The sequence below is a fragment of the Streptomyces sp. CBMA156 genome (genome assembly GCF_014596515.1).
Classification (GTDB): domain Bacteria; phylum Actinomycetota; class Actinomycetes; order Streptomycetales; family Streptomycetaceae; genus Kitasatospora.
Genome location: NZ_MSJQ01000009.1, coordinates 1 through 7,549 on the forward strand (window position 1 = coordinate 1; position 7,549 = coordinate 7,549).

Genomic DNA, 7,549 nt, shown 5'->3' on the forward strand with positions numbered 1-7,549 from the left:
CCTCGACCACGGCCCCGGCCGGCACCACGACCGGCGCGCCCCAGGCGGCCGGCCGGCCGTCCACCCGGACGGGCGAGGGCGCACCGGTGACGGCCACCACCACCGTCCCGACGGCCCGCAGCGCGACCCCGCCGAGCGTGGTCTCCAGGCCCGCGGCCCCCGGGTCGTTGCCGACCAGCCGGTTGGCGGCGCGCAGCGCCGGCTCGTCCAGCGCTCCGGCCCTGGGCACCCCGAGGTGGGCGACCCCGCGCCGTCCGAGGTCCTGGACCGTGGTCAGCGGCCCGGGGCGCTCCACCACCAGCTCGTTCAACTCCGCCTCCCCTCAGGCCCGTTCGGCCGTGAAGCGGACCCTGGTGCCCGGGGCGAGCAGGGCCGGGGGCTCGCGGCCGGCGTCCCAGAGGGGCAGCGCCGTCCGGCCGATCAGCTGCCAGCCACCGGGGGAGGGGTGCGGGTAGACGCCGGTGTACGGGCCGGCCAGGGCGACCGAGCCGGCCGGGACGGAGCTGCGCGGGGTGGCCCGGCGCGGCACCTCGTACCGTTCCCGGAGGCCGGTGAGGTAGCCGAAACCGGGGGCGAAGCCGCAGAAGGCGACGACGTACTCGGGTCCGGTGTGGATCCGGACGGCGGCCTCCTCGGACACCCCCCAGAGTGCGGCGACCTCGGCCAGGTCGGCGCCGTCGTACACGGTCGGGACCTCCAGCAGCGGCCCGTGCGCCGCCCCGGCCGCGGCCGGCCGGGCGGTGCGCAGCAGCGCCGCCACCGCGTCGACGTCCGCGACGCCGTCCAGCAGCAGGGTGCGCGCGGCCGGTACGAGTTCCTCCACCGCGCCGAGTGCTCCCGCCTCCCTGCGCTCGCTCAGCCAGCCGTACAGCGCGGCCACCTCGGCCGTCCCGGGCAGCTCGACCAGCAGCGCCCGTTCGCCGACCCGGCGCACCGCCCCCACCGTCACGTGAAGGCCTCCACCCGGACCCCGGCGGAGGCCAGGGCGCCGCGGATCCGCCAGGCGAGCTGGGCGGCGCCCGGGGTGTCGCCGTGGACGCACAGTGAGCGGGCCTCGACGGCGACCCGTTCGCCGCCGACGGCCTCCAGGGCGCGGTCCCTGGCGATGCCGACGGCGCGGGTGATCACCGACCCGGGGTCCTCCACCACCGAGTCCGGCTCGCGGCGCGGGACGAGGGTGCCGGCGCGGGTGTACGCGCGGTCGGCGAAGGCCTCCGCCACCACCGGCAGGCCGACGCCCTCGGCCACCTCCAGCAGCAGCGAGCCGGGCAGGCCGAGGACGGGCAGCGGCCCGTCGCAGACCGCGCCCGCCCGCAGCACGCCGGCGACCACGGCCTCGGCCTGCTCGGAGTCGCCGACCACCCGGTTGTAGAGGGCGCCGTGCGGCTTGACGTAGGAGACCCTGGAACCGGCGGCGCGGGCGAACACCTGGAGGGCGCCGATCTGGTACGCGATCTCGTCGGCGAGCTCCTCCGGGGGCACGTCCATCGAGCGGCGGCCGAAACCGGCCAGGTCGCGGTAGGAGACCTGGGCGCCGATCCGGACGCCGCGTTCGGCCGCCAGTGCGCAGACCCGACGCATCGTCGACGGGTCCCCGGCGTGGAACCCGCAGGCGACGTTGGCACTGGTCACCACGGACAGCAGCGCCTCGTCGTCGGTCAGGGTCCAGCGTCCGAACCCCTCGCCGAGGTCCGCATTGAGATCGATCACCGCATCGGCCACGCCCGTCCGCCTCCCAGCAGCTGTTGAGCCAGATGGTAGGGCCTGCGGATGAAGGCCGTTGTCCGTGACCCGGTGCCCCGCGGGCGCTGCGGCGTGTGCCCGGGAGCGCACGCCCCGGGGCGGCGCCGCGCCGGGCCGCCCCGGGGGCCAGGGGGTGCGAGGGGTCGCTCGGGTCGGTGAGTGCGCCGGGGCCGCCCGGGTTCAGTACGCGGGAGCCGTTTCCCGGAAGGCGCGCTCCAGCGGACGCAGCGCCCGCAGCACGATCAGCAGCGGTACGACGCCGAAGACCCCGAACGACATATCGATGAATCGCCATGTCAGCGGAATCCCGCGCAGCGGCCCGCAGATCAGTGCCAGCGGGATGACGGCTCCGCAGGCGAGCACGGCCCAGCGGATCACCCAGATGTTGCGGACCGGGTCCTTGAGCGGCCCCCAGAAGGCGGCGGCGATCACCAGGTGGGCGAAGGCCAGCCAGTCGGTGCCGTAGGCGAGGAAGGGGTAGCGCTCGTTGGTCTCGGCGACGCCGGTGTGGACCCGTTCGAGCCAGGCCAGTGCGGCGGGGACGCGGTCGCTCAGCGGGGCGGCCGGACCGTGGGCGAAGTCGACCAGCCAGCGGGTCTCGGTCCCCAGGGAGAACGCGGTCAGGCCGCTGAGCACCAGGCAGACCAGGAAGAACCAGAGCCACCGTCGGACCTTGCGAAGGATGACCGCCGAATCGCCGTCCATCTCGCACACCTCCATGCCGAGCACGTCGAAGTGCAGGCGGAGCCTTGTCCCGCCTGCGCGGAACCGACTCTAGACCCATCTTTTGAACATGTTCAACACACCTTCCGAAGGGAAGGGAGGCCCGGAACGCACCGGTGCCCGGGTTCCGTGGAACCCGGGCACCGGTCAAGGGCCGCACGCGGCGTTCGGACGGCCGTTACGCCGTGTAGGTGTACGTCGCCGGCGCGCTGGTCCCGCCCGCCGTGGTGACGGTGATGCCCACCGGCCCGGGCTGGGCGCCCGCCGGGGCCGTGGCCGTGCAGGCGGTCGGGCCGCAGGAGACGTGGGTGGCCGGAACCCCGCCGAAGGCCACCGTCCCGTACGTCAGGTTGCTGCCGAACACGATCACCCGGGTGCCGCCGGCGGCCGGGCCGGAGGCGGGCGACAGGCTGCTGATCGTCGGCGCGGCCGGGGTCGGCGGGGTTCCGGTGTAGTCGAAGGCGGCGGGTGCCGCGGCCGTGCCGCCGGGCGTCACCACGCTGACCGGGGCGCTGCCCGAGCCCGCGGGCGTGGTCACCGTGCAGGCGGTGTCGGTGCAGCGGCCGGGCGCCGGGAGGCCGCCGACCAGCACCATGCCGCCGGCCAGGTTGCCGCCGTTGACGGTCACCGCGGTGCCGCCCGCGGCCGGGCCGGTGGCGGTGTCGAGGCCGGTGACGGCCGGGGCGGCCTGGACGGTCGCCGGCAGGTAGCTCTTGCTGACGAGGTCGTAGGCGGAGATGTGCCCGGTCGGGTCGGTGTCGTTCGGGTTGGCGACCGTCGCGGTGATCGCGCCGGCGATCGGCACGCCGGGCGTGGTGGCCAGGTTGAGCTTCATGAAGTTGTAGCTCCCGGGCGCCCGGGTGGCGGTGAACACGGCCTCCAGGTGGCGGTGGTCGGGGGAGAGGGCCGTGGTGAAGGTGTAGTCCGGCGGCGTGGGGAAGAACATCGCGCCGTCGGTGGTGACGCCCGGCGGCAGGTCGAGGGTGATGTGCGTCGGCCCGGTCACGTCCGCGGTGCCGGACGTGGTCCAGCCCACCGACATGTTGCCGGTGGTGAAGAAGCCGCCGGGGTAGTTCCCGCTCTGTGACACGGTCACGTGCTGGGCGGAGGTGGACGGCGTGCCGGCCGGCGCGGCCGCGGCGGCGCCGGTGGTGAGGACGGCGCCGATGGCGAGGGTGGTCACGGACAGCGCGGCGGCGAGGCCCGCTTTGGCCAGTCGGGTGATCATGCGTCGATCATCACCGAACTATCGCGCCGCCCTCACGGTTTTCTCGAATACGGGTTCGAGAATGGCGGAATCCCGTCGAAACCACGTTCCGAAATCGACCCTCGCACCCTCGCCGACCTGCCGCTCCACCCGTCCGCAAGGCCCGTTTCGGTCGATGTCGGTGCGAACCCCTAATCTTGTCCTCCGTGACCGCCATCGCAGACCCGCCCACCGAGCCCGGCCTCCGACCGCCCGCCGGCCCGGCGGCCGTGCGCCCCGCGCCCGGCCCCGCCGCCGACGAGGGCCTGGCCCGCCGGCTCAAGGCGCTGGCCTGCACCGCCCCGCTGCACGACCTGGACAACCGCAAGGTCAACCTGGCCGGCGAGTACGGCGGCTACGCGATGGCCGAGGTCGGCCTCGCCGCGATCGACCTGGTCACCCTGCACATGGACTTCGACACCGGGGCCGACCGCGAGATAGTCCTCGCCCGGATGCTGCCCAGGGTCGCCGCCCAGGCCGCCGGCCGCCCCGCCGCCGAGCACGAGCGGGTCGCCCGCTGGGTGCTGGAGTCGCTGATCAACGTCGGCAGCGTGGACCGCGGCTTCCGCGCCGTCTACGGCACCTTCGGCGCGGACGGCGAGTACGTCCGCCGCGACTACGACTTCAAGCTGATCGAGGAGGTCCCCGGCCCCGACGGCGGCGTCTACCTGCGCACCACCGACGAGGCGGTCAACGTCCTGGTCGGCGCGCTCGACACCGACGTCACCTCGGCCCAGATCGCCGCCGAGGTCAAGCTGGAGGTGCTGATCCGCCGCGGCCGCCTGGCCGACGCCCAGCTCGCCGCCGAGCAGGCCCGCTACCGCACCGTCCAGTACGCGGAGACGCTGCGCCGCGCCCTCGACGCCACCCGCCGCAACGTCCGGGCGGTCGACTGGATGCGCGCCGTCCCGGACCTCATCGAGGAGGCGCTGGACCACATCGCCGACCGCTACCGGCACGAGAACGCGATTCTCACCAACATCCGCAAGGCCCGCGACGAGGCCGAGGAGCCGGAGCACAAGCGCCGCGCCGCCGAGCTGGTCGACATCGTCAAGGACTGCATCCGCCGCCACACCCAGCTCCAGACCCGCCTGCTGGAGGCCGGACCGCTGTTCCGCGCCGAGCAGGACCGACAGGCCTTCGCCACCCCCGGCGCCCGCAGCGGCATCGACCTCTACGGGCAGCTGCTCGCCCCCGTGCTGCGGCTGCCGATAGAGCAGGCCGTCCGCCCCACCGGCGCCTTCTTCGCCCACGGCACCGGCCTGCGCACCCCGGTCTCGGTCCGGGTCGCCGACCTCGTCGACCTGCTGCTCACCCCGCCGGTCGAGCGCGAGCACCTCGGCGCCGAGCTGCCCGACCCGGACCTGGTCGCCACCCCCGACGACAGCCGCTTCTCCGAGGCCCAGCTGGAGTCCGCGATGGTCCTGCTCGACCTGCCCCCGGACGCCCCCCGCCGGCTCTCCGGCCTGCTCGCCGACGCCCGCAAGCAGGACCCGGACCTGCCGTACCTGGTCGCCCTGCTCGCCGTGCACGCGGCCAGCCCGCCGGTCGGCACCGCGTACCGCCAGGGCGAGGAGCGGCTGCTGTTCGCCGTGGACGACGGCACCCCGCTGCGCGACCGGGAGTTCGGCGGCGCCGACCTGATCGTCGGCAGCGCCCTGCTCGACGCGGTCGGCATGGCCGCCGACCGCAAGGACGCCGGCTGACCGGCCCGGAACCCGCCTTGACGAACCGCACCCACCGCGCCACCCCTGAGGAGCACCGCCCGTGACGACCCACCACGACACGTCCTGGGCGGCCGAGAGCGAACCCGCGGCCCCCGCGCCGATCACCCCGGCGGACGTCGCGGACGCCGCCCGGCTGGTCTCCTTCGGCCTCCAGGCCAAGCTGCTCCCCGCCCGGGACGCCGAGTACGCCGAGCTGGTGCGCCGCCACCGCGAGGACCCGCCGTTCGCCCGGCTCGCCGACGCCATCGCCACCGGCATGGGCCTGGTCGTCCTGGAGGTCTCCCCGCGGGCCGGCATGGCCGTGGCCGCCGCCGAGGACTCGCTGTTCGCCGTCCGGATGGGCGACTACTCGCGCCGCGCCGCCTCCGAGTCCACCGACCGCTTCCTGCACGGCCTGGCCCACCTGGCCGTCGCCGCGATGGCCTTCCCCCGCCCCGAGGACCTCGCCGACGACGGCTACCTGGGCCGGATCACCGTCAACGGCGTCGACTCCTTCGTCCGCCAGGCCTGCCGCCGCCTGGAGGAGCAGGCCGACGCCGAGGGCGCCAACACCGACCCGGCCTCCGACGCCCCCGGCCTGGAGGCCGCCTGGCGGGTGTGGGCCCGGCGCACCGCCACCGGCGCCACCAAGGACGCCCGCCGGCTCTCCGGCTCCACCATCGGCATCGTCGCCAAGGCCGTGCTGTTCCTGGTCGACTCCGGCTTCCTCCAGAAGGTCTCCGACGACTCCGGCGGCACCTACCGCACCACCGCCCGCTACCAGCTCCAGGTCCGCGACCTGGCGGGCAGCGCGGCCATGGCCGAACTGCTCGACCTCGGCATCGTCCCGGTCTCCGACGGCACCGCCAGCCTGCTGCCGCCGGACACCGGCGACGAACTGGTCGCCGACGCCGGCCTGCCGTTCCACTCGCTCTGAGCCCAGGCGCTCCGGGACCACCCGCCCGGAGCCCACCGCGCCGCCCCCGGCCCACCCGCCCGAACCGGCGCGCCGCCCGTCCCTCACGCCACGCAAGCCACGGAGAACCGCCGCACATGTACGAGCTCAACCGGGTCCGCCTCTACTCGATCGGACCGGCCGGCGCCCGCTACGCCGACACGGTGCTCGACCTGCGCGGCGTCGGCGAGCCGGTCGCCGACCCGGCCCCGCAGCAGATCGGCCTGTTCGGCGAGGACGTCGACGGCCCGGTCCGCCGCCCCGCCCCGGCCGGCGTGCTCTTCCTGGAGAACGGCGGCGGCAAGTCCGTCCTGCTCAAGCTGATCTTCTCGGTCATGCTCCCCGGCCACCGCAACACCCTCGGCGGCGCCAGCTCCGGCGTGCTGCGCAAGTTCCTGCTCGCCGACGACTGCGGCCACGTCGCCCTGGAGTGGCAGCACACCGTCACCGGCGAGCTGATCGTGGTCGGCAAGGTCAGCGAGTGGCGCGGCCGCCAGGTCTCCTCCGACCCGCGCAAGTTCGCCGAGACCTGGTACTCCTTCCGTCCCGGCCCCGGCCTGACCCTCGACTCGCTGCCGGTCGCCGAGCGGGTCAGCCTGTCCGGCGACCAGAAGGCCCGCGGCCGCCGCCGCACCATGAAGGGCTTCCGCGACGCCCTCACCGAGGCCGGCAAGGCCCACCCGCACCTCGACCTGGTCTTCGAGGACGGCCACGACCGCTGGACCGAGCACCTCGGCGAACTCGGCCTCGACCCCGAACTCTTCCGCTACCAGCGCGAGATGAACGCCGACGAGGGCGAGGCGGCCGGCCTCTTCGCGGTCAAGCACGACAGCGACTTCACCGACCTCCTGCTGCGCGCCGTCACCGACACCAGGGACACCGACGGCCTCGCCGACCTCGTCCACGGCTTCGCCGCCAAGCTCGGCCGCCGCGCCGAACTCACCGCCGAACGCGACTTCACCGCGGGCTCGCTGGACCTGCTGGAGCGCATCGCCGAGGCCACCACCGCCCGCGAGACCGTCCGCGAGGCCCACCGCACCGCCGAGCGCCGCACCCGCCGCCTCGCCCACGCGCTCGCCTCCCGCGCCGCCGCCGAACGCGACCGCGCCCAGGACCTCGCCATCGAGGTCGCCGCCGCCGCGAGCGCCGTCACCGCGGCCGAGGCCGACCGCACCA

At 75.1% G+C, this 7,549-nt stretch carries 6 protein-coding genes and 2 pseudogenes; 3 read left to right on the forward strand and 5 right to left on the reverse strand.

Going from position 1 to position 7,549, the window contains the following annotated elements:
* The 5 genes and pseudogenes from BU198_RS00635 to BU198_RS00655 form a co-directional block, all read right to left on the reverse strand.
* Positions 1–310, reverse strand: a pseudogene (locus BU198_RS00635) (allophanate hydrolase subunit 2 family protein); the annotation flags it as partial.
* Positions 311–322: 12 nt separating this feature from the next.
* Positions 323–949, reverse strand: a complete 627-nt coding sequence (pxpB, locus tag BU198_RS00640; RefSeq protein ID WP_188294814.1) for a 5-oxoprolinase subunit PxpB — start codon at positions 947–949, stop codon at positions 323–325.
* Positions 946–1,722 carry a LamB/YcsF family protein gene (locus BU198_RS00645; protein WP_188294815.1) on the reverse strand — a complete coding sequence of 259 codons (777 nt, stop codon included), beginning with the start codon at positions 1,720–1,722 and terminating at the stop codon, positions 946–948. The genes pxpB and BU198_RS00645 overlap by 4 nt, the downstream gene beginning before the upstream one ends.
* A gap of 201 nt (positions 1,723–1,923) precedes the next feature.
* Positions 1,924–2,448 carry a hypothetical protein gene (locus BU198_RS00650; protein ID WP_188294816.1) on the reverse strand — a complete coding sequence of 175 codons (525 nt, stop codon included), beginning with the start codon at positions 2,446–2,448 and terminating at the stop codon, positions 1,924–1,926.
* Positions 2,449–2,644: 196 nt separating this feature from the next.
* Positions 2,645–3,694, reverse strand: coding sequence for an IPT/TIG domain-containing protein (locus tag BU198_RS00655; protein ID WP_188294817.1), 1,050 nt, complete (start codon positions 3,692–3,694; stop codon positions 2,645–2,647).
* A gap of 185 nt (positions 3,695–3,879) precedes the next feature.
* Here BU198_RS00655 and BU198_RS00660 point away from each other — a divergent pair, with 185 nt between their 5' ends.
* The 3 genes and pseudogenes from BU198_RS00660 to BU198_RS00670 all read left to right on the forward strand — a co-directional run.
* Positions 3,880–5,418 carry a hypothetical protein gene (locus BU198_RS00660; RefSeq protein WP_411293120.1) on the forward strand — a complete coding sequence of 513 codons (1,539 nt, stop codon included), beginning with the start codon at positions 3,880–3,882 and terminating at the stop codon, positions 5,416–5,418.
* 61 nt (positions 5,419–5,479) lie between these two features.
* Positions 5,480–6,355 (forward strand): hypothetical protein, encoded by an 876-nt coding sequence (locus BU198_RS00665; protein WP_188294818.1) that lies wholly within the window; start codon positions 5,480–5,482, stop codon positions 6,353–6,355.
* A 116-nt stretch (positions 6,356–6,471) separates the two neighbouring features.
* A pseudogene (locus tag BU198_RS00670) lies at positions 6,472–7,549 on the forward strand (hypothetical protein); the annotation flags it as partial.

What these genes read in the sequence shown, in the direction of transcription:
- BU198_RS00655 (WP_188294817.1), bottom strand. Translation starts at nt 3,694, where the DNA reads ATGATCACCCGACTGGCCAAAGCGGGCCTCGCCGCCGCGCTGTCCGTG.
- BU198_RS00650 (WP_188294816.1), bottom strand. Translation starts at nt 2,448, where the DNA reads ATGGACGGCGATTCGGCGGTCATCCTTCGCAAGGTCCGACGGTGGCTC.